The 20,329-nt window shown below is 46.3% G+C and carries 18 protein-coding genes, 1 tRNA gene and 2 rRNA genes; 5 read left to right on the top strand and 16 right to left on the bottom strand.

Going from position 1 to position 20,329, the window contains the following annotated elements; all coding sequences use genetic code 11:
• Positions 1–241 precede the first annotated feature (241 nt).
• Complete coding sequence (locus MKY98_RS00535; RefSeq protein WP_069011490.1) at positions 242–748, top strand: GNAT family N-acetyltransferase; 507 nt, start codon at positions 242–244, stop codon at positions 746–748.
• 78 nt (positions 749–826) lie between these two features.
• Here the strand turns inward: MKY98_RS00535 and MKY98_RS00530 are convergent, their stop codons facing one another.
• Positions 827–1,126, bottom strand: a complete 300-nt coding sequence (locus tag MKY98_RS00530; protein WP_007428083.1) for a 4a-hydroxytetrahydrobiopterin dehydratase — start codon at positions 1,124–1,126, stop codon at positions 827–829.
• Positions 1,127–1,243: 117 nt separating this feature from the next.
• Positions 1,244–1,537, bottom strand: coding sequence for a hypothetical protein (locus MKY98_RS00525; protein WP_013308186.1), 294 nt, complete (start codon positions 1,535–1,537; stop codon positions 1,244–1,246).
• Positions 1,538–1,724: 187 nt separating this feature from the next.
• Between MKY98_RS00525 and motA the strand changes: the two genes are divergently transcribed.
• Positions 1,725–2,519 (top strand): flagellar motor stator protein MotA, encoded by a 795-nt coding sequence (gene motA / locus MKY98_RS00520; protein WP_029514943.1) that lies wholly within the window; start codon positions 1,725–1,727, stop codon positions 2,517–2,519.
• Entirely contained in the window at positions 2,512–3,339 is an 828-nt protein-coding gene (locus MKY98_RS00515; RefSeq protein ID WP_029514945.1) for a flagellar motor protein MotB, read from the top strand. Before motA ends, MKY98_RS00515 begins: the two co-directional genes overlap by 8 nt.
• A gap of 134 nt (positions 3,340–3,473) precedes the next feature.
• On the opposite strand, the gene rluF is transcribed toward MKY98_RS00515, so the two are convergent.
• Positions 3,474–4,175, bottom strand: coding sequence for a 23S rRNA pseudouridine(2604) synthase RluF (gene rluF / locus MKY98_RS00510; RefSeq protein ID WP_029514947.1), 702 nt, complete (start codon positions 4,173–4,175; stop codon positions 3,474–3,476).
• 51 nt (positions 4,176–4,226) lie between these two features.
• Complete coding sequence (locus tag MKY98_RS00505; protein WP_029514948.1) at positions 4,227–6,503, bottom strand: PAS domain S-box protein; 2,277 nt, start codon at positions 6,501–6,503, stop codon at positions 4,227–4,229.
• A 328-nt stretch (positions 6,504–6,831) separates the two neighbouring features.
• Here MKY98_RS00505 and tadA point away from each other — a divergent pair, with 328 nt between their 5' ends.
• The gene (tadA, locus tag MKY98_RS00500) at positions 6,832–7,332 is read left to right on the top strand and encodes a tRNA adenosine(34) deaminase TadA (RefSeq protein WP_069011491.1); all 501 of its coding nucleotides are present in this window, start codon (positions 6,832–6,834) and stop codon (positions 7,330–7,332) included.
• 60 nt (positions 7,333–7,392) lie between these two features.
• A complete protein-coding gene (locus tag MKY98_RS00495; RefSeq protein WP_069011492.1) occupies positions 7,393–7,959 on the top strand; it encodes a GNAT family N-acetyltransferase in 567 nt (188 codons plus the stop codon).
• Positions 7,960–8,046: 87 nt separating this feature from the next.
• On the opposite strand, the gene MKY98_RS00490 is transcribed toward MKY98_RS00495, so the two are convergent.
• The 12 genes from MKY98_RS00490 to MKY98_RS00435 all read right to left on the bottom strand — a co-directional run bounded on the left by MKY98_RS00490 (position 8,047) and on the right by MKY98_RS00435 (position 20,057).
• The gene (locus tag MKY98_RS00490) at positions 8,047–9,123 is read right to left on the bottom strand and encodes a hypothetical protein (protein WP_069011493.1); all 1,077 of its coding nucleotides are present in this window, start codon (positions 9,121–9,123) and stop codon (positions 8,047–8,049) included.
• Positions 9,124–9,323: 200 nt separating this feature from the next.
• Entirely contained in the window at positions 9,324–9,479 is a 156-nt protein-coding gene (locus tag MKY98_RS00485) for a small acid-soluble spore protein P (protein WP_029514956.1), read from the bottom strand.
• A gap of 72 nt (positions 9,480–9,551) precedes the next feature.
• Positions 9,552–9,722 carry a hypothetical protein gene (locus MKY98_RS00480; protein ID WP_007428073.1) on the bottom strand — a complete coding sequence of 57 codons (171 nt, stop codon included), beginning with the start codon at positions 9,720–9,722 and terminating at the stop codon, positions 9,552–9,554.
• Positions 9,723–9,748: 26 nt separating this feature from the next.
• Complete coding sequence (locus MKY98_RS00475; RefSeq protein ID WP_029514958.1) at positions 9,749–10,090, bottom strand: hypothetical protein; 342 nt, start codon at positions 10,088–10,090, stop codon at positions 9,749–9,751.
• Between the two features lie 144 nt (positions 10,091–10,234).
• Positions 10,235–10,323: transfer RNA gene (locus tag MKY98_RS00470), tRNA-Ser, on the bottom strand.
• Between the two features lie 89 nt (positions 10,324–10,412).
• Positions 10,413–11,696 (bottom strand): serine--tRNA ligase, encoded by a 1,284-nt coding sequence (gene serS, locus MKY98_RS00465; RefSeq protein ID WP_025720034.1) that lies wholly within the window; start codon positions 11,694–11,696, stop codon positions 10,413–10,415.
• A gap of 35 nt (positions 11,697–11,731) precedes the next feature.
• On the bottom strand, positions 11,732–12,298 hold the full coding sequence (gene pdxT / locus MKY98_RS00460) for a pyridoxal 5'-phosphate synthase glutaminase subunit PdxT (RefSeq protein WP_029514961.1): 567 nt from the start codon (positions 12,296–12,298) through the stop codon (positions 11,732–11,734).
• A gap of 16 nt (positions 12,299–12,314) precedes the next feature.
• The gene (gene pdxS, locus MKY98_RS00455; RefSeq protein WP_025720037.1) at positions 12,315–13,196 is read right to left on the bottom strand and encodes a pyridoxal 5'-phosphate synthase lyase subunit PdxS; all 882 of its coding nucleotides are present in this window, start codon (positions 13,194–13,196) and stop codon (positions 12,315–12,317) included.
• A 131-nt stretch (positions 13,197–13,327) separates the two neighbouring features.
• A complete protein-coding gene (locus MKY98_RS00450) occupies positions 13,328–14,716 on the bottom strand; it encodes a D-alanyl-D-alanine carboxypeptidase family protein (RefSeq protein WP_029514963.1) in 1,389 nt (462 codons plus the stop codon).
• 346 nt (positions 14,717–15,062) lie between these two features.
• Complete coding sequence (gene guaB / locus MKY98_RS00445) at positions 15,063–16,520, bottom strand: IMP dehydrogenase (protein ID WP_013308172.1); 1,458 nt, start codon at positions 16,518–16,520, stop codon at positions 15,063–15,065.
• 346 nt (positions 16,521–16,866) lie between these two features.
• Positions 16,867–16,983 (bottom strand): 5S ribosomal RNA (rrf, locus tag MKY98_RS00440).
• A gap of 144 nt (positions 16,984–17,127) precedes the next feature.
• Positions 17,128–20,057: ribosomal RNA gene (locus MKY98_RS00435) — 23S ribosomal RNA — on the bottom strand.
• Between the last annotated feature and the right edge of the window lie 272 nt (positions 20,058–20,329).

The raw sequence follows: 20,329 nt of genomic DNA, 5'->3' as shown, positions 1-20,329 counted from the left end.
TTTATGTCCACAACATCAGCAATGATTATCTTTACTGACGAACTGACACCTCAAAAGGTTTCAATTTTAGCGAACATCGTCGGTTTTACCGTCACCGCTGGGGGAGCATATGAGCAGTAATTCCTTCTTATTGAATGTATACCCGTCTTGGGTATAAAATAAACACGCTTGCCATTCCCCTGCAACTTGTCTACAATCTGTTGTTAATGATTGAAGCACCTGTAAAAGGAGGATGGAACACATGCCGGCCTCAATATCCAACTATCGGATCGTACCCATGGACGAGCATCAAGCGGCTGCAATCTGTGAGTGGCGCTATGATCCACCTTATAACATATACGGTTGGCTCCCCTGGGAACAAATGAAGGCGCTTGAGGTCGAATTTGGAAGTCCCACGCTTCGCCAAGAGCAATATGTTGCCGTACTGGATGAAGAGAACAAGCTGATGGGATTTGCTCAATATTTTCCTATGATCGGTGTGACCCGGCTAGGTCTTGGCATGCATCCTGAAAGATGCGGACATGGCAAAGGCTCTGATTTTGTCCGTGCCATTGCAGAGGAAGCCCAACGACGCAACCCGAAGAATGAAATTGATCTAGAGGTGCTTACTTGGAATGGGCGCGCTATCCGGGCCTACAAGGCGGCTGGATTTGAGCTTACAGATACCTATGAACGCCAGACCCCCGACGGCAAGAAACCATTTTATTGTATGGTATATCGTCCCGAGCACCCAACCCAGATTCTATGATAAAAGCGCCTTCGGCATACAACCACGATGTTGTATAGCGAAGGCGCTTTTATCATCATACGACAGATCATTACAAGCTCAATGACTGCTACGCATTTTTTCAAAAGCTTCATTATATTGTTGGGCTTCCTTAATATCCACGGCCATAATACCGCCATCGTCCCAAGAGGTCAAACGCAGAGTCACGGTCTTGTAATCAATCGTAATAAATGGATGATGATTGAATGCTTCAGATATAGCGGCAACTTCATCCACGAATGCAATCCCTTTCATAAAACTGGAAAAATTATATTTCCGAACGATCCAACGTCCTTCCTCCAGCTCCCAGCCCTCCAGTTTCTCCAGATGTGCTTCAATCTCTTCTTGTGTAAAAGGCATGTTACGAACTCCTCCCCGTTTATACGGAAGCCTTTCGACCGCTTAAATACGGCCAAAACTACGATATATTGGTGTACATATTACCACGGCCCCGTTGATAAATCCATAAGACGGACCTCAAATCAAAGGGACTGACGTCAGCTCCTCGTCCCCAATCAGTACATAGATACGATGCTGCTCCGGCTCATAGATCACAACGCCACTCCCTACAGTGATTGTGGGCTCTGTACCCAGTGCATAAAATAAGTCTTCTGCCAAAGCTTCATTGACTTCCTGACGTCCCGCCGGGTCCAGCCTGTCCCAATCTTCTGCTTCCATCTCAAAAAATTCATAGCTATCTGGGATGCGCCCCACAGCCTCTGTCAAATCGTTCAAAATTTGTTCATACTCACGTCCATGCTTTACTCCCATGCCATTTCCTCCAATGGTTCCGCCATTCAATACATAATCACCTTATTATACCGGAAATTCGCACTTAACAAAAAAGAGAGTTTTGTCGATAAATACTATAATCCGTCTTGTAATGACGCGCTTGGGGCAAGGACGACCCCGGCGGCATGAAAGGATTCAAAATCTATTCTCATGGATGAGGTGTATCATGCAAATTTCAACCATTATTGGACTTGTGCTCGGGATTTTGTCACTGGTCGTCGGGATGATCTTAAAAGGCGCTCCGGTCGTCAATCTGGTCAATAATCCCGCTGCTTACATGATTATTTTCGTCGGAACGGCAGCGAGTATATTTATGGCCTTCCCGATGGCAGAAATCAAACGGATTCCGAAGCTGTTCAAGGTTATTTTCACCGAACAAAAACTGTTAGACCGCAAAGAGCTCATCGGTACGTTTACCGAGTGGGCATCCATTACCCGTCGTGAAGGTCTGCTCGCCTTGGAATCCAAGGTAGAGGAAATCGACGATCCCTTTATGCGTGGCGGCATGCGAATGATTATTGACGGCAATGATCAGGAATTCGTACGGGACGTTCTAATGGAGGATATCAATGCCACCGAGGATCGACATCGCTCTGGCGCGCTGATCTTCTCCCAAGCCGGTATGTACGCTCCAACGCTCGGGGTACTCGGTGCGGTTGTAGGTCTGATCGCCGCTCTGGCCGACCTTAGTGACATGGAAAAGCTCTCTCATGCCATTGCAGCAGCCTTCATTGCGACGTTGCTCGGTATTTTTACAGGTTATGTCCTGTGGCATCCGATGTCCAACAAGCTGAAACGGTTATCCAAAAAAGAAGTCGAGCTTAAATTAATGATGGTCGAAGGTCTGCTTTCCATTCAATCGGGGATATCGACGATCGCCATCAGTCAGAAACTGACGATCTTCCTGACTCCGACCGAACGGGCTACGATGACCCAGAAGGATGGCGATTCCAGTGAGTAAAAAGAGACATGAACCGCATGAAGAGCATGCTGACGAAAGCTGGCTGTTGCCATATTCCGACTTAATGACCCTTCTGTTGGCTCTTTTCATTGTCTTATTCGGTATGAGCTCGCTCGACGCCAAAAAATTTGAAACTATGGCTCAATCCCTGAGTGCAGCTTTTAATGGCGGCACTGGCGTGCTGGATCACTCAGCCGCGAATCCGTCGTCACAATCCATGGATATGGGCAAAAATAAAGAACAAGTGTCACAACCCGTAAAATCGAAAGCTACTTCTACCTCTGAACTGCAAAAACAGCTGGCCCAACGGGAAGAAGAAGATTTAAAAAAGCTTAAAAAACAGATGGATCAATACATTCAAAATAACGGCCTGACCCCGTTGCTGAATACCAAGCTAAACCAATCGCAACTAATGATCACCATTAGTGATAATGCCTTGTTTTCATCCGGGCAGGCCGAAGTAAAGCCGGAAGCAAGAAAGCTGGCCAAGTCCATTTCTAGTATGCTCCAGCAGTTCCCTGGCTATGATGTTATCGTATCGGGTCACACGGATAATGTACCGATCTCCAACAGCCAGTTCCCGTCCAATTTTGATTTGAGCGCCAAGCGCTCTCTGAATTTCTTGCGTATCTTGTTGCTCAATCCAGATCTCGACCCAACCAAGTTTGTATCCATCGGTTATGGCCAGTATCGTCCATTGGCAAGCAATCAAGATGGTCAAGGACGCTCTAAAAACCGTCGTGTTGAAATATCTGTTCTCCGCAAATATCAGAACGGGACACAAGTCATCAGTCCTACCTCAAGCTCGAGTGAAGGTTGATTATGCATATGTTATATGAACAAAGGCACCGCCGCATTTTTATGCAGCTGGTGCCTCTTTGTTTAGTGCTTCCTGTACTTTGCCCTTTCAGATACGACGATCATACGCTCTAGGCTATACGAGCCCCTCTGGCATTAGCTAAGCGTATAATCGAGCATCTGACCAAGCTCCAGCTTCTCAGCCTCTGTCAGATCACGCCAGGCACCTTTCTGAAGGGACCCCAACCGAATATTCATGATTCGCAGCCTTTGCAGTTTTTTAACTTCATAACCGAAGGCTGCACACATACGCCGGATCTGACGATTTTTCCCTTCAGTCAGGATAATACGGAATACATACTCAGATACACGCGTCACCTCACAAGGTAGCGTCCGCTGACCGAGTATTTTCACCCCGCTAGACATGCCCTGCACAAAAGACGGTACGACAGGGCGGTCCACTGTTACAATATATTCTTTCTCATGCTTGCCTTCTGCCCGTAGAATCTTATTCACAATGTCTCCATCGTTGGTAAGTAAAATGAGACCTTCCGAATCCTTATCCAGGCGTCCAATCGGGAATATCCGCTGCGGGTGCCCCACAAAATCAACAACATTGCCTCTAATGTGGCTCTCCGTTGTACTTGTAATGCCCACCGGTTTGTTCAATGCAATATAGACGTGATCAGACTTATCGCGCAGTGGCTTGCCGTTCACGCGAACATCATCGCCTTCTTCCGCTTGACTACCCAGCACAGCCACTTCGCCGTTAATCGTCACGCGACCGCTCTCTACCAGCTTGTCTGCCTCCCGGCGCGAGCAAAAACCGGTTTCGCTGATAAACTTGTTAATGCGCAACCTGTGTACCCTCCATTTCTACTAACACACTTCCTCCTGCGCCCCAGCCCGTTACTCCGGCTTGGCAATCGGAAGCTGCACCAGGGCTGTCGTTCCCTCTCCCTCTGTGCTTTCAATATCCAGTGTGCCTTTATGACTCTGTATAATACGCTGGCTGACCATAAGTCCTAGTCCTGTACCTGTTTCTTTGTTTGTGAAAAAAGGTTCTCCCAACTTGGACAGCATTTCTGCGGGAATACCCGCTCCCTGGTCCCGTATGAAGATTTTAACGTTTTCTCCCTCCAAGAACAAATGAATCGTGATGATGCCACCTTTACTCATAGCCTCCATGCTATTTTTAAGTAAATTAATGAATACTTGCTTTAACTGATTTTCTTCAGCGTATACCAGGGCAGGCTCGTCCGTGACCTGAAGGTTGAATACAATGCCCAGCAGATGCGCCTGACTATCTAGTAAAGAAATCACGTCGCTCACAATATAACGAACATCTTTTTTCTGAAAATGCACTGCCTGTGGCTTCGCCAGTATTAAAAACTCGCTAACGATCAAATTAATGCGATCCAGCTCAGACATCATAATATCGTTGTGTTTCATATTCAACACTTGATTTTGCTGCTGTAGTTGGAGAAAGCCACGTAGCGTGGTTAGCGGATTACGAATCTCATGCGCTACGCCTGCCGCCAGTTGCCCGACGGTTGTCAGTTTCTCTGATCTGCGCAACAACTCCTCCATCCGGTTGCGACCCGTGATATCACGCGACACGCAGATAAACCCCAAAATCTGGCCTTCTTCATCCAGAATAGGCGATGTGCTCATACTAATCTCTACTGTACTTCCATCCTTCCGCATTCTAAGGGACTCACTTGATACGATACTCTCTCCCTGAAGCAGGCTCTTCTTCTGAAATTCATATTCCTCCTGTTGCTGTGGAGGTACAAATTCCAGCTTACGACCAACCAATTCTTTCTTGGTCCAGCCGTACAAAGCTTCAAAGGCATGATTGACCCGAACGACGCGATCCTCCTCGTCGGTTACATGAATCGCATCTGCTGTCTGATTAATAACCGATTCTAGATGTTCCTTTACAGAACGGTTCTCTTCATACATCTGCTCGAGTCTTCTCGTGTACATCCCTAGGTTGTAGGCCATCGCATTGATGCGCTCACCCAACTGTGCAAGCTCATGACCACCTTTTATTTCTAGCCGTGTATCAAAATGACCGTCAGCCATCTCATTCACTTTCCCCAGAATCGACTGAATTGGGCGGACAAACAGACTTGCCAGCACATAGCTTCCAATGATCACCACCTCTAAAAGGACAATGGAAATGGCAATTAAACTTATCAATTGCTTGGAAATAACAGAAGTGATCGTATCATAATTCATAACAATACGGATAACATAGGCATCACGATTAGCCGGATAAAAAGGTATGTAACTGACGAGAACCCGCTCACCTTTAATATAGCAGTCTTGTACAATACTCTCCCCCGAGAGGATAGCTCTGGACACGGCCAAACGATCTTCCTGCACCCTTGTTAGTTGATACGTGCCGAATTGGATCGGTTTGTTGTACATGTAATAGTATTTCGAATCGTTTCCGTTCTTGTCCATCGAAGCGCCACCAAAGGTTGCAGGGTTAATTCCTGTAATCTCCATGATGCGATAATCCACTTGTTGAGTTTGCTTTACGATCTCATCGGGGCTCAGGATGGTTATGAAATTTTGTACTGAAGTATCCTGAAAGGAAATTCGAATTAAGTAGTTACGTTTTTGATCATAATAAAATCCCCATTTGTTAATATCTGAGGAGTCTGAACCGGTGTAGTCAAATGACCCCGTCCAAAAATGATCCAGTTTCTGACCTTGCACCATTGCAGCCTGTCCGTGCTCATATAATTGGTCAACTGCATTTTTCCAATATCCTGTCAATGGATCGGATGGCGTTACTTCTTTAGGATCCGAGGATCTAACAACCTTATACCCCTGCCCGTCTCGAATCATCAAGGAAATATTAGTATCTCTGTGGAGTGAGGCCACCTTTTGAAGCTGTTCCTGCTGAATATTTCGAATGTCAGGATCGAGCTGATTGGCAGCCAACGTGGCAGAAAGCCACAGATTATATCCGAGCTGTTTGTCAACGGCCTCCCAGCTATGTTGGGTTTGTTCGATAGCTCCTCCGATAATTTTAGCCGTCAGAACCATTTTAGTTTCACTGTCACTTCTTAGGTTTTCGTGGGTCGTGTAATAATTAAGTGCGATGTTTAATAAAAGGATAAACAGGACGGACCCCGACAAAATGATCGTTATTCTGATTTTTATCGACACACTGATTTCTCACCTCTTGCCGCATGCTGGCGATTACTGGGAATTGCTAACTCAATGATACCGTAATAGCGCCTGTGATACCAGCATTTACATTTACCGGATATACATAAATACACACCTTGTGTACAGTATTGTCAATAGACGAGGATTTGCCTACAATATAAAAGATAATCATCCACAGGTAGTCCACAAATACACAGATTTTATTATAAACTGTGGATAAACCTGTGGACAAGTACCTTGTTATCCACAATTTTATTCACATCATGTTAACAACGGAATATTTGTTCGTTGGATAATTCCGCGTTTTGAAAGGAGCATTTTCCCAGTGACCACCATGGATCACGCCTATTGGATGAAAGAAGCCATTCAGGAAGCGTATAAGGCAGAAACATTAGGTGAAGTCCCTATCGGGGCTGTCATCGTAAAAGATAATGAAATCATCGGTCGCGGCTACAATTTGCGCGAGACGGATGCTGACCCAACCGCACATGCAGAGATGGTCGCCATTCGTCAGGCCAGTGAGCACTTAGGTGCCTGGCGCCTGCTGGATTGTAGGCTGTATGTCACTCTGGAGCCGTGTCCAATGTGCGCCGGAGCCATTGTGCAATCACGGGTTCCCCATTTGATATACGGCACTACAGATCCCAAGGCAGGCTGCGCAGGCACGCTGATGAATTTATTACAGGAGCCTCGGTTCAATCATTGTACAGAAGTAACTAGTGGTGTACTGCAGGAGGAATGTGCATCGCTGCTAACGAGCTTCTTTCGGCATCTGCGGCAAAAAAGAGCGGCAGCCAAATTGTCTCCTCCCCCGTCTTCATTCTGAGGAGACACAGTCCAAAATACCTCATCTCATTGCTAATTCCCCATGGAAGGAGATCACCCCATGCCTATGAGCTTGTATAATACGCCTCAAGGTATCTTTTTACGGCCATTTAGCTTGGCGGATAGCGAAGCCCTTCTCGCCCTTAGGCACCGAAATAGGGATTCCCATGCGCCTTATGAGCCGCTTTACGAGGATTCATTTTTCACATTAGAGAAACAACAGGACTACATCCGTCAGAAATTGCGGCAAGCTGAAGAAGATCGAGGTTACGTATTCGGTATCTTTCTCTTAAAGGAAGAACGGCTCATCGGTTATATCTCCATTTCCAATCTAGTACGTGGAGTTGGACAATTCGCTGATATCGGCTACATGATGGATCATCATGAACAGGGTAAAGGGCATATGACCGCCGCCTTAAAGTTGATCATACAATATGCCTTTCGTGCCTTATCTCTACATCGTCTCCAAGCGGGTACTCTTTTGCATAATGATCGCTCACAACGTGTATTAGAAAAATGTGGCTTTCGACCAGAAGGCATTGCTCGCAAGCTTGTACAGATTCAGGGCACATGGCAGGATCACCAGATGTTTGGACTTTTAGCCGAGGATGACGTGTGGCAGAGCTAAATGACTGTACAGGGACAACATTAAAAGTAAACAAAAAACCGCCCGGCCTATGCCGAGCGGTTTTCTTGCAATCATGTTATCCCATACTTAAGGAGCAACAGTTTGCATTTTTTGTTGCAGTTGTTCCATCGTCAGGACTTGATCAGCTGTTGGAATACCTACTTTAAATGCTGCTTTAGCATTGATTTTGTTGTATTGCGTGTAGCCTGTTACAGACAATTTCACATTGTCTTTTGTAGCCGGATCATTCATCTCTACATTCGCATTCAGGTCTTGATACACAGGAATGTTATCCTTGTTCAAAGCTGTGTTAATGTCAAACTGCTTCACTGTCAAGTAGTTTTTCAACTCATCCAGCTTTTTCCTAAAATCGCTGGTGTTTGTTTCTACTGCAAGTTTTGCTGCAGTAAGATCTTCTTTCTTCAATTGGAACAAGCTAATGTACTCGTCTTTTGACATAATATCAATAGCTTTAGGAACTGCTTTAGTAACAAATGTATCGACAGCTTTCTTCACGTTGTCGTTCGTTATTTTAAACTGAACTACTTGTTTAGCTTCAACGCCTTGTGGCAACTTAGCGTCTTTAGGATCAATATCAAAGAAGTACGTAGCTTGATCATACTCGTTCATAATAGCAGCGATCACTTCATTCGCAAATTTCTGCGATTTTTCTTGATCCATAGCTGCAGGGTTAAATTCTTGTCCCGATTGTTTAGCCAGTTCTTGTGGATCAATGATCAGGAATTTACCTACAACATCCTGTGGAAGCGGGTAAAATGGAATATTAGGAATTTTAACGTACAGTTTATCTTTAGTCATCACCATTGGAATCGTGAAGCTGGTGGAAAGATCACCTTTCAAATGAATGCCGAGCGTCATTTCAGATTGGAAAGGTTCTTTTTGATATACACCGTCCAGCGTAATGTCTGCATTTTTCAGCATACTGGTTATCATTGCACTTTGTTCACTTGGTAAAGTAGCGGATGAAATTGTCAGATCCTTAACGGTAAATTGACTTTTGGATTCATAAGAATTCAACTTCATTGCATTTGCAGTACCGGTCGTAACTGCTTCCTTCGGTTCTAACTTCTTGCTACAACCTACCAGGGCTACCGTCAAAAGCAACACCATAGTGAGTACCAAGACGGATAACTTTTTACTCATTGTGTAGATTCTCTCCTCTCGTAATTAACCCCTTTTTTTATGCTAACAAAAAAAATACACACCTCCTATTTTAACTCATATTCTCAAACAGCGAAACACTTATTGGAAAATTTTCTTACAATAAGCACAAAGACACCCTGGTTCTCCTAACCAGGGTGTACTATCGATGCAATATATTTTTAGGAGAAAGGTCTTCCTGCTTATGAACCTTCTCTGTTATGATGATCCACGTGATTCCGCTGTTTCACCTTCTTGGAACCAGATAACGGCTCCTGCTGATGACTACGCTCACGCTTTTCGTTACTTCCACCAGAATCCTGTGCTTCAGGGACAGGAATGGCTTTAGGCTTGCCCATTTATGCATCCTCCATTCTCAGTCTATATTTGTGGTACATCAACAAATCCGTTTATTACCATTAAAAATAGGACTATAGATGGTGTAGATCTTCTGTTTTATCGTGGTTTAGTGAATCCTGATGACGGCGATCATTACGATCCTGCTGCACTTGCTGTGCCTGATGACTATTCACTGGACGTTGCTCCAAATCATCAACAATGTTAGATAGGTTTTTATCCAGTCCGTTTTTGGCTTTTGTCATGTAGCCTTCCTCCTCATTCCTTCATACTACGAATGCGTCAATGACTGTAATGTTTGGGCACATTGGTGAATATGCCGAGTATAATCGGACACCAGCTGTTGAATGATATCTGTTCGTTCATCTACAGACTGTCCATCCCGCTCTACATCGACTAAGCTAACCTGCACTTCCCGGGAATCTACATAAGTACATGCAAAATCAAAGGAGTACATTTGTCGGCCTTCTACCTCGATGTGGATTCGTATAGCCCGGTTGTCAGCTTCATCTGCCTGTACCTGCGATTTATCCCCTGAATTCAAAAGAATCGGCAGTTGTTCCTGCCAGGCCTCTACCAGCTTTTGCTGATCTACTGTCATTTCTCGATTCATGCCAGCACCTCCACATCTGATAACGTGTGAAAAAAACGAGCTTTTTATACAACAAAAAAGCCATTCCCCACGATTCCTGATCATTGGCGTATAAAGGCCAATGTACCAGCTATCGTATTCGAATGGCTTGGTTTATTTAGAATATGGCGGAGAGGATGGGATTCGAACCCATGTGGAGTTGCCCCCTAACGGTTTTCAAGACCGCCCCGTTATGACCGCTTCGGTACCTCTCCAGGTGGTAAATGGATAAAGCTGCTTCCCCTTTAAACATACTCAGGCGCAACAAAATTATTTTACCACAGAACTTCTAAGAATGCAACACTTACTGTTTAGGAGCGATAACCTCAATGCCTCGCATGTATGAACGTAGCACTTCTGGGATCACGATGCTTCCGTCCTCTTGCTGATAGTTCTCCAAAATAGCAGCCACCGTCCGCCCTACAGCCAAACCTGAACCGTTCAGCGTATGTACAAATTCAGGCTTTGCCTTCGAATCTGGACGAAACCGGATGTTCGCCCGACGCGCTTGGAAGTCCTCCGTATTTGAACAAGAAGAAATTTCGCGGTACATGCCACTCTCAGGCAACCATACTTCCAGATCGTACGTTTTGGCAGACGTAAAGCCCATATCTCCAGTGCAAAGTGCCAGCACGCGATATGGAAGTCCGAGCAGTTGTAGAACACGCTCAGCGTTATTCGTCATTTTCTCCAATTCTTCATAAGAGGTATCCGGGTGAACCAGCTTAAGCATCTCTACCTTATTGAACTGATGCTGACGGATCAGGCCACGTGTATCACGTCCCGCTGATCCTGCCTCCGAGCGAAAGCAAGAGCTGTATGCCACATAATATTTCGGAAGCTGTTCCGCATTCATGATCTCTTCACGGTGGTAGTTCGTTACCGGAACTTCAGCCGTAGGAATGAGATAATACTCCGTATCACGCAGCTTGAACAAATCTTCTTCAAACTTCGGAAGTTGGCCCGTTCCGTACAAGCTGTCCCGATTTACGATGTATGGAGGAAGCATTTCTTCATAACCATGCTCACTGCTGTGCAGATCCATCATAAAGTTAATCAGCGCACGCTCTAGTCTTGCTCCCAGTCCTTTGTAGAACGTAAAACGAGAACCCGTTACCTTGGCTGCTGCTTCAAAATCAAGAATATCTAGATCCTGAGCCAACTCCCAATGCGCTTTGGGTGTAAAAGAAAACTCGCGCGGCTCCGACCAGCGACGGATTTCTACATTATCCTCTTCCGATGCGCCAACAGGTACTGTTTCATTGGGAATATTGGGAATAGACATCACCAATTCGTCGATCTGAACTTCCAGTTCGCGTACTTGCTCATCTAATTCTTTGATACGATCGGAGACTTGACGCATTTCTGCAATAAGATCATCCGCATTTTCCTTATTCTTCTTCAACTTGGCTACTTCACCGGATACCACGTTCCGACGATTTTTGAGCCCTTCACTTTCCTGAAGTAACTCACGACGGCTTACATCCAGATCTGTAAAACCATTAATCAGATCCAGAGATTTTCCCCTGTTCTGCAAAGCTTTCTCAACCCGACCAAGCTCATTACGTAAAATCTTTATATCTAACACAGGTAATCCCTCCTACACTACAAACCTGACTTTCACTATTCGCGGACCATATCCACAAAATATTGATGTAACCGGTAATCGTCTGTTAACTCCGGATGGAAGGATGAAGCCAGCAAATGACCCTGACGGGCTGCCACGATCTCGCCGTTATACTCAGACAGCACATCTACTCCCGTTCCAACAGACTGTATTAATGGTGCGCGTATAAATACGGCACGAACCGGTTCCTCAATCCCTTTAATGTTCAAGTCTGTTTCAAAGCTCTCTCTTTGGCGACCAAATGCATTACGCGATACTGTAATATCCATGAGTCCCAAATGTGCTTCTTCCTGTCCTTGAATCGTTTTAGCCAGTACAATCAATCCTGCGCAAGTGCCAAATACAGGCTTGCCTTGATTGGAAAACTGACGTATAGCCTCTATAAAGTCATACTTGCGCATTAGCTTACCGATAGTGGTACTTTCACCACCGGGAATGATAAGACCGGACAGCTCATCGAGCTGTTCGATCTTCTTCACCGCTATACCTTCCGCACCCGCACGTTCAACGCTTCGTATATGTTCAGCTACAGCGCCTTGCAGCGACAATACACCTATTTTCATGCCGGTCCCTTCTTTCTTACCAACCACGATCCTGCATGCGCTCATGCGGTGCCAGTTTGGAAATTTCAATGCCTTTCATAGGAGTCCCCAAATTCTTGGAGACTTCTGCGATCAGCTTGTAATCCGTATAATGAGTGGTCGCTTCCACGATTGCCCGTGCAAACTTCTCAGGGCTATCCGACTTGAAAATACCAGAACCTACAAAGACGCCATCAGCGCCTAAATGCATCATTAACGCGGCATCAGCAGGTGTTGCTACACCACCCGCTGCAAAGTTAACCACTGGCAGCTTGCCAAGCTCATGCACTTCTAACAGCAGTTCATATGCAACACCGAGGTTTTTCGCTTCTGCATACAGCTCGTCCTTCGACAAGTTTTGCACCTTGCGAATTTGACCATTGATAAAACGCATATGACGAACGGCCTCAACAATATTCCCAGTTCCCGGTTCACCCTTCGTACGGATCATAGATGCACCCTCACCAATGCGACGCAGCGCTTCTCCCAGATCCTTGGCTCCACAAACAAATGGAACGGTGAACTCCCGCTTATCAATATGGAAAACTTCATCCGCAGGTGTCAATACTTCGCTCTCATCGAGATAGTCAACACCGAGAGATTCCAGTACCTTTGCCTCTACAAAGTGACCGATGCGAGCCTTAGCCATAACAGGAATAGAAACAACCTTCATAACTTCTTCCACAATCGTTGGGTCAGCCATACGAGCAACCCCACCAGCTGCACGGATATCCGAAGGTACCCGTTCAAGAGCCATTACAGCTGTAGCTCCTGCTGCCTCTGCAATTTTAGCCTGCTCAGCGTTCATGACATCCATGATTACGCCACCTTTTTGCATCTCTGCCATACCTCTTTTTACACGCGAAGTTCCCGTTTCCATGTCGTTGCCTCCTGTAAGGGTTACGTTTAGATTCTAACTAAATATTTTACCGCACCAATGCCAAATACACAATCATTTCAAGCTGCAAAATAAGTAATGAAAAACAAGGTAGGTCGCTTAGCTTTGCTTATTTAGAAGAGATTCTTAATTCCTTGGAACAGATCTCCGAAGAAATCACCGATTGCCCGGAAAAGCATTCGGAACCAGCCGCCCTCTTCTACTGCTGTCGTAGTAACCAGATCAACGGTTTTCGTCTGCCCTTTATCCACACCGTCTGTCTTGTACGTGTACGTAATGGTTCCGACTTTGGCCCCTTGCTTCAAAGGTGCTACAAGAGAGCTTGCTGGTGTAATGTTCGTTGTAAAGGTTACCTTGGGATTGCTCGCACCCTTGGGTACGATAAAACTTACTGCATCTTTTGTAACGATCGGCACTTCTGTTTCCGTACCTTTGGTCACTGGCACATTCTCAACACCCTTAACCACCGTCTTTGGGGCAATAACCTGCTTCACTTCAAAATTATCAAAACCATAGTTCAGCACTTTAGCTGTCTCTGTAAAACGGTGTGCATCTGAATCAGCTCCCATAACTACACTGATGAGACGCATTCCATTGCGTTCAGCGGTTCCTGTAAAACAGTTGCCAGCATTGGCCGTATGGCCTGTTTTCATCCCGTCTAAACCTGGGTAAGCAAACTTTCTAAAGTTAGTAATATTTTTGTTTGCTTCCAGCATCCAGTTATAGTTAATAATCGGCGCCTTGTCAGTAGGACGGAATTTGTAAGATTGAATTGTCGTGAATCGTGTGTAATCCGGATGATCTTTAATGATGTAACCAGCCAGAGTAGCTGCATCTCTCGCTGTCATCACCGTTTCCCGGTCTGTATCCGGCTGGAAGCCTTTCGGCATATCACCACGGTCCAAACCAGTCGAGTTGATAAAATACGTATTTTTCATGCCCATTTTCTGAGCTGTTTCATTCATTAGTTTTACAAAATCCTGCTCAGTTCCGGATACGCGTTCAGCAAGGGCTACTGTTGCATCATTAGCAGAACCTACCGCCATGGCAATATAAAGCTCTTCTACCGTATGTTGATCCCCTTGAGCCAAAAAAATACGTGATCCAATGCTCTTAGAAGCATTCTCGTTAACCGTAACCTTATCCGTCCACTTGAGTTTGCCTTGCTTAACCTGTTCAGCCACGATGTATTCTGTCATCATTTTAGTCATACTTGCTGGTGGAAGTGGCTCATCTGGATTCATAGACAGCAATACTTGCCCCGTGGAAGGCTCGATCAAAATGGCAGAACGTAGTGCCAGACTAGGGGGGTTAATAGAACCTGTCCCCGTAATATTGGTTGCCTGTGTTGCCGCTCCAGCTGCAAAAGTAGCCACGCTCGGATCGAAATTGCCTACAACAGGCAATGCCGACATATACATCATATTGAGCACCATGACTGCAGTCACGCTCTTTTTAATCATGCTGCGTTTTGTATTTTGCTTTAAATTGTTCGCTTTCAAATGAATACAAACTCCTCTCGTACCTCAACCCGATCCGTTATGTACAACGAGACGGTGGTTACAGCCTCTACTTGGCCAATGTAATTAATGTTTTAGTGTTAAAATCCAGTTCCATTTCGTTTTATTTCGTTTTATTTCGTTTTCTTAGTTGTATCCTGTCATGAGCATTTTCTGCTCGAATCTTCTTTACTGGTAGGAATCGTCCAAAAGACCTACGTGCCCTAATTCGTCAATAATTTCGTCATAAAGGCGGACACTTGTCTATTCTATCACAGGGGTATCTCTAAAAAAAGACAGGCAGAGCGAAATACGCTCTGCCTGTCGTCAAGTCTACTACAGCCGAACTTTATAGAGAGTAGTTTGGTGCTTCTTTCGTAATTTGCACATCATGCGGATGGCTCTCACGCAGACCAGCACCTGTAATACGGATAAAGCTTGTATCGTTACGAAGCTCCTCAATATTAGCTGTCCCGCAATAACCCATACCGGAACGAAGACCGCCCAACAGCTGATGGACAGTGTCGGAAAGTGGTCCTTTATAAGCAACGCGTCCTTCAATGCCTTCCGGTACCAATTTCTTGTCGTCATCTTGGAAATAACGATCTTTACTACCTTGCTTCATCGCAGCCATAGAGCCCATACCACGATATACTTTAAAGCGGCGTCCTTGATAAATTTCAGATTCGCCCGGGCTTTCTTCCGTACCTGCAAAAAGACTTCCCAGCATTACCGCAGAAGCGCCTGCCGCAATGGCCTTTGTAATTTCACCGGAGTATTTAATACCGCCGTCTGCAATAATCGGAATATTATATTCACGTGCTACTGTTGCACAATCATAAATTGCTGTTACTTGTGGAACACCTATCCCTGCGATTACGCGTGTTGTACAGATGGAGCCTGGACCAATACCGACTTTTACGACCGATGCTCCTGCTTCAATCAATTCGCGCGTTCCGTCTCCAGTAGCTACATTACCTGCTACAATCGTCAGATCAGGATAAGCTTCACGCAGCTTGCGGACCGCTTCAATGATGTTAATATGATGGCCGTGAGCAGAGTCCACAACAATCATATCCACACCCGCTTTTACAAGTGCTTCAGTCCGATCAAATGTATCCTTGGAAATACCAACAGCCGCACCGACCAGAAGACGACCTTGTGCATCTTTCGCTGCGTTCGGAAATTGAATAGCTTTCTCAATATCTTTAATGGTGATAAGACCTTTGAGATAATTTTCATCATCGACCAAAGGGAGCTTTTCAATCTTATGCTTTTGCAAAATAACTTCCGCTTCCTGTAAAGTCGTACCTACAGGTGCAGTTACCAGTTCTTCCTTCGTCATGACTTCACTGATTTTAAGGTTAAAATCGTGAATAAAGCGAAGATCACGGTTAGTAATAATACCCACCAGTTTGTTTTCTTCGTTTACAACAGGTACACCAGAAATACGGTATTTACCCATAACTGCTTCAGCATCAGATACCAAATGATCCGGAGTCAATGAGAATGGATTGGTGATAACACCGCTCTCCGAACGTTTGACCCGATCCACCTCTACCGCTTGCTGTTCAATCGACATATTTTTATGAATAATACCGATACCGCCCTCACGAGCCATCGCGATTGCCAACACTGCCTCAGTAACAGTATCCATACCAGCACTCATCAAAGGAATATTCAGCTTTACGTTATCACTCAAACGAGTCGCCACGCTTACTTCTTTGGGCAGAACCACCGACTTGCGAGGTACCAGTAAAACATCGTCAAAGGTAAGGCCTTCCTTACCGAATTTATCTTCCCACACCAAGATGATCCTCCTTCAAATTGTTTAGTCTGTATTGGTCTTGTTGTCTGTCCGACATGGACAAATCAAGGCTCTCTGAAAATATATTATTGCAATCTTAGCAAAGCGGTATAGGGGTGTCAAGCCTTCAACAATAGCCCTAACTTTTAGTATTTCCCTGTACAAACAACTGTACTCCTACGGAGGACAACCTTTAAAAATAAGCGTTTTTAAGAGTAATAGCTATTCACAAGAGCGTATCTCTTCTTTGAATGCGCAGCATAGAAGCAATTATACAAGTGGTTTGTACCCTAATATACCAAAGAGGACCATGATCTCAATGAGATCATGGTCCTCTTTACTTGTTGCTTGGCGACGTCCTACTCTCCCAGGACCCTGCGGTCCAAGTACCATCGGCGCTGGAGGGCTTAACGGTCGTGTTCGGGATGGGTACGTGTGGAACCCCTCCGCTATCGCCACCAAACATGAATCTGCTGAGCAAATTCTTTTTCAGGAATCAGCATCGCCAAATGCTGTGTGTTCGCTTGTTCCATATAAGCCACTTGTGCTTATACAATACAAAACTTACACCCTGAAAACTGGATCCGAAACTCATTGCGTTTTATCTTAGGATAAGCCCTCGACCGATTAGTATTGGTCAGCTCCATGCATTACTGCACTTCCACCCCCAACCTATCTACCTCGTCGTCTTCAAGGGGTCTTACATACTGGGAAATCTCATCTTGAGGGGGGCTTCACGCTTAGATGCTTTCAGCGCTTATCCCTTCCGTACATAGCTACCCAGCGGTGCTCCTGGCGGAACAACTGGTACACCAGCGGTACGTCCATCCCGGTCCTCTCGTACTAAGGACAGCTCCTCTCAAATTTCCTACGCCCACGACAGATAGGGACCGAACTGTCTCACGACGTTCTGAACCCAGCTCGCGTACCGCTTTAATGGGCGAACAGCCCAACCCTTGGGACCTACTTCAGCCCCAGGATGCGATGAGCCGACATCGAGGTGCCAAACCTCCCCGTCGATGTGGACTCTTGGGGGAGATAAGCCTGTTATCCCCAGGGTAGCTTTTATCCGTTGAGCGATGGCCCTTCCATGCGGTACCACCGGATCACTAAGCCCGACTTTCGTCCCTGCTCGACTTGTAGGTCTCGCAGTCAAGCTCCCTTCTGCCTTTGCACTCTTCGAATGATTTCCAACCATTCTGAGGGAACCTTGGGGCGCCTCCGTTACTCTTTAGGAGGCGACCGCCCCAGTCAAACTGCCCACCTGACACTGTCCTCGCACCGGATTACGGTACCAAGTTAGAACCTAGATACGATCAGGGTGGTATCCCAAGGATGCCTCCCTTCAAGCTGGCGCTCAAAGTTCGACGGCTCCCACCTATCCTGTACAGATCGTACCCAAATTCAATATCAAGCTGCAGTAAAGCTCCATGGGGTCTTTCCGTCTTGTCGCGGGTAACCTGCATCTTCACAGGTATTAAAATTTCACCGGATCTCTCGTTGAGACAGCGCCCAAGTCGTTACGCCATTCGTGCGGGTCAGAATTTACCTGACAAGGAATTTCGCTACCTTAGGACCGTTATAGTTACGGCCGCCGTTTACTGGGGCTTCGGTTCATAGCTTCGCTCTTGCGAGCTTACCACTCCCCTTAACCTTCCAGCACCGGGCAGGCGTCAGCCCGTATACTTCGCCTTGCGGCTTCGCACAGACCTGTGTTTTTGCTAAACAGTCGCTTGGGCCTTTTCACTGCGGCCCCCTCGGGCTATTCACCCTACCGAGGCACCCCTTCTCCCGAAGTTACGGGGTCATTTTGCCGAGTTCCTTAACGAGAGTTCTTCCGCGCGCCTTAGAATTCTCTTCTCGCCTACCTGTGTCGGTTTGCGGTACGGGCACCTTCTCCTGGCTAGAGGCTTTTCTTGGCAGTCTGAGATCATGACCTTCGCTACTATAATTTTCGCTCCCCATCACAGCCCAGCCTTAACGATGTGCGGATTTGCCTACACATCAGCCTCACTGCTTAGACGGACATCCATCCGTCCGCGTCACTACCCTACTGCGTCACCCCATCGCTCATAACGGATTACGGTGGTACAGGAATTTCGACCTGTTGTCCTTCGACTACGCCTATCGGCCTCGCCTTAGGTCCCGACTTACCCTGAGCGGACGAACCTTCCTCAGGAACCCTTAGGCTTTCGGCGGATCTGATTCTCACAGATCTTTTCGTTACTCATACCGGCATTCTCACTTGAATGCAGTCCAGCGCTCCTTACGGTACACCTTCAACCCGCATTCAACGCTCCCCTACCCCTGATGCAAGCATCAAGCCATAGCTTCGGTGGTGTGTTTAGCCCCGTTACATTTTCGGCGCAGAGTCACTCGACCAGTGAGCTATTACGCACTCTTTCAATGGTGGCTGCTTCTAAGCCAACATCCTGGTTGTCTGTGCAACTCCACATCCTTTCCCACTTAACACACACTTGGGGACCTTAGCTGATGGTCTGGGCTGTTTCCCTTTCGACAATGGATCTTAGCACTCACTGTCTGACTCCCGGAACTAAATCTATGGCATTCGGAGTTTGACTGAGCTTGGTAACCCTTGCGGGCCCCGCACCCAATCAGTGCTCTACCTCCACGATTCTTCTTTCCGAGGCTAGCCCTAAAGCTATTTCGGGGAGAACCAGCTATCTCCGGGTTCGATTGGAATTTCTCCGCTACCCCCACCTCATCCCCGCATTTTTCAACATGCGTGGGTTCGGGCCTCCAGTGCGTGTTACCGCACCTTCACCCTGGACAGGGGTAGATCACCCGGTTTCGGGTCTACGTCCACGTACTAAAGATCGCCCTATTCAGACTCGCTTTCGCTGCGGCTTCAGCTCTTCACCTTAACCTTGCACGGGAACGTAACTCGCCGGTTCATTCTACAAAAGGCACGCCATCACCCATAGATCGGGCTCTGACTTCTTGTAAGCACACGGTTTCAGGATCTATTTCACTCCCCTTCCGGGGTGCTTTTCACCTTTCCCTCACGGTACTGCTTCACTATCGGTCGCCAGGGAGTATTTAGCCTTGGCAGATGGTCCTGCCGGATTCATACGGGGTTTCACGTGCCCCGCACTACTCGGGATCCGTCTCGGAGAGAACAAGTTTTGAACTACAGGGCTTTTACCTTCTCTGGCGGGCCTTTCCAGACCTCTTCATCTAACCGGTTCCTTTGTAACTCCATGTGAGACGTCCCACAACCCCAAGGAGCAAGCTCCTTGGTTTGGGCTAATCCGCGTTCGCTCGCCGCTACTGACGGAATCACTATTGTTTTCTCTTCCTCAGGGTACTTAGATGTTTCAGTTCCCCTGGTCTGCCTCTATTCTGCCTATGTATTCAGCAGAAAGTGACTGTCGATGAAGACAGCCGGGTTTCCCCATTCGGACATCCCCGGATCAAAGCTTGCTTACAGCTCCCCGAGGCTTTATCGTTGTTCGCCACGTCCTTCGTCGGCTCCTGGCGCCTAGGCATCCTCCGTGTGCTCTTTGTAGCTTAACCTAGTATTTACATCGTAAATACGATTTGCTTTGAATTTCGGTTCAACACTTACGTGTGAATGAAATTCAAGGCAGCTACCTTTATTTCACTTGTTTACACAAGATCAGCTTAAAGGAATATTCTAAAACGCAATTTCGTTTCGGTATCCAGTTTTCAAGGTGCAATTCGCTTCATCGAAGCGAAACCCGATGAATATTTCGGTTCCACACGAATGTGTGAATGAAGTATTCGTCGAAGCTTGAGAGTTTGAGCTCTCAAAACTGAGCAACGAG

Source organism: Paenibacillus sp. FSL M8-0228, assembly GCF_038007385.1.
Taxonomy (GTDB): Bacteria; Bacillota; Bacilli; order Paenibacillales; family Paenibacillaceae; genus Paenibacillus; species Paenibacillus polymyxa_D.
Note: the sequence above shows the minus strand (reverse complement) of the source record. Positions and strands in the feature narration are given on the sequence as shown.

Coding starts and splice junctions, on each gene's coding strand:
- MKY98_RS00535 (WP_069011490.1), top strand. CDS start 242: ATGCCGGCCTCAATATCCAACTATCGGATCGTACCCATGGACGAGCAT.
- MKY98_RS00490 (WP_069011493.1), bottom strand. CDS start 9,123: ATGAGTAAAAAGTTATCCGTCTTGGTACTCACTATGGTGTTGCTTTTG.
- pdxS (WP_025720037.1), bottom strand. CDS start 13,196: ATGGAAACGGGAACTTCGCGTGTAAAAAGAGGTATGGCAGAGATGCAA.
- MKY98_RS00485 (WP_029514956.1), bottom strand. CDS start 9,479: ATGGGCAAGCCTAAAGCCATTCCTGTCCCTGAAGCACAGGATTCTGGT.
- MKY98_RS00480 (WP_007428073.1), bottom strand. CDS start 9,722: ATGACAAAAGCCAAAAACGGACTGGATAAAAACCTATCTAACATTGTT.
- motA (WP_029514943.1), top strand. CDS start 1,725: ATGCAAATTTCAACCATTATTGGACTTGTGCTCGGGATTTTGTCACTG.
- MKY98_RS00525 (WP_013308186.1), bottom strand. CDS start 1,537: ATGGGAGTAAAGCATGGACGTGAGTATGAACAAATTTTGAACGATTTG.
- MKY98_RS00530 (WP_007428083.1), bottom strand. CDS start 1,126: ATGCCTTTTACACAAGAAGAGATTGAAGCACATCTGGAGAAACTGGAG.
- MKY98_RS00495 (WP_069011492.1), top strand. CDS start 7,393: ATGCCTATGAGCTTGTATAATACGCCTCAAGGTATCTTTTTACGGCCA.
- MKY98_RS00475 (WP_029514958.1), bottom strand. CDS start 10,090: ATGAATCGAGAAATGACAGTAGATCAGCAAAAGCTGGTAGAGGCCTGG.
- pdxT (WP_029514961.1), bottom strand. CDS start 12,298: ATGAAAATAGGTGTATTGTCGCTGCAAGGCGCTGTAGCTGAACATATA.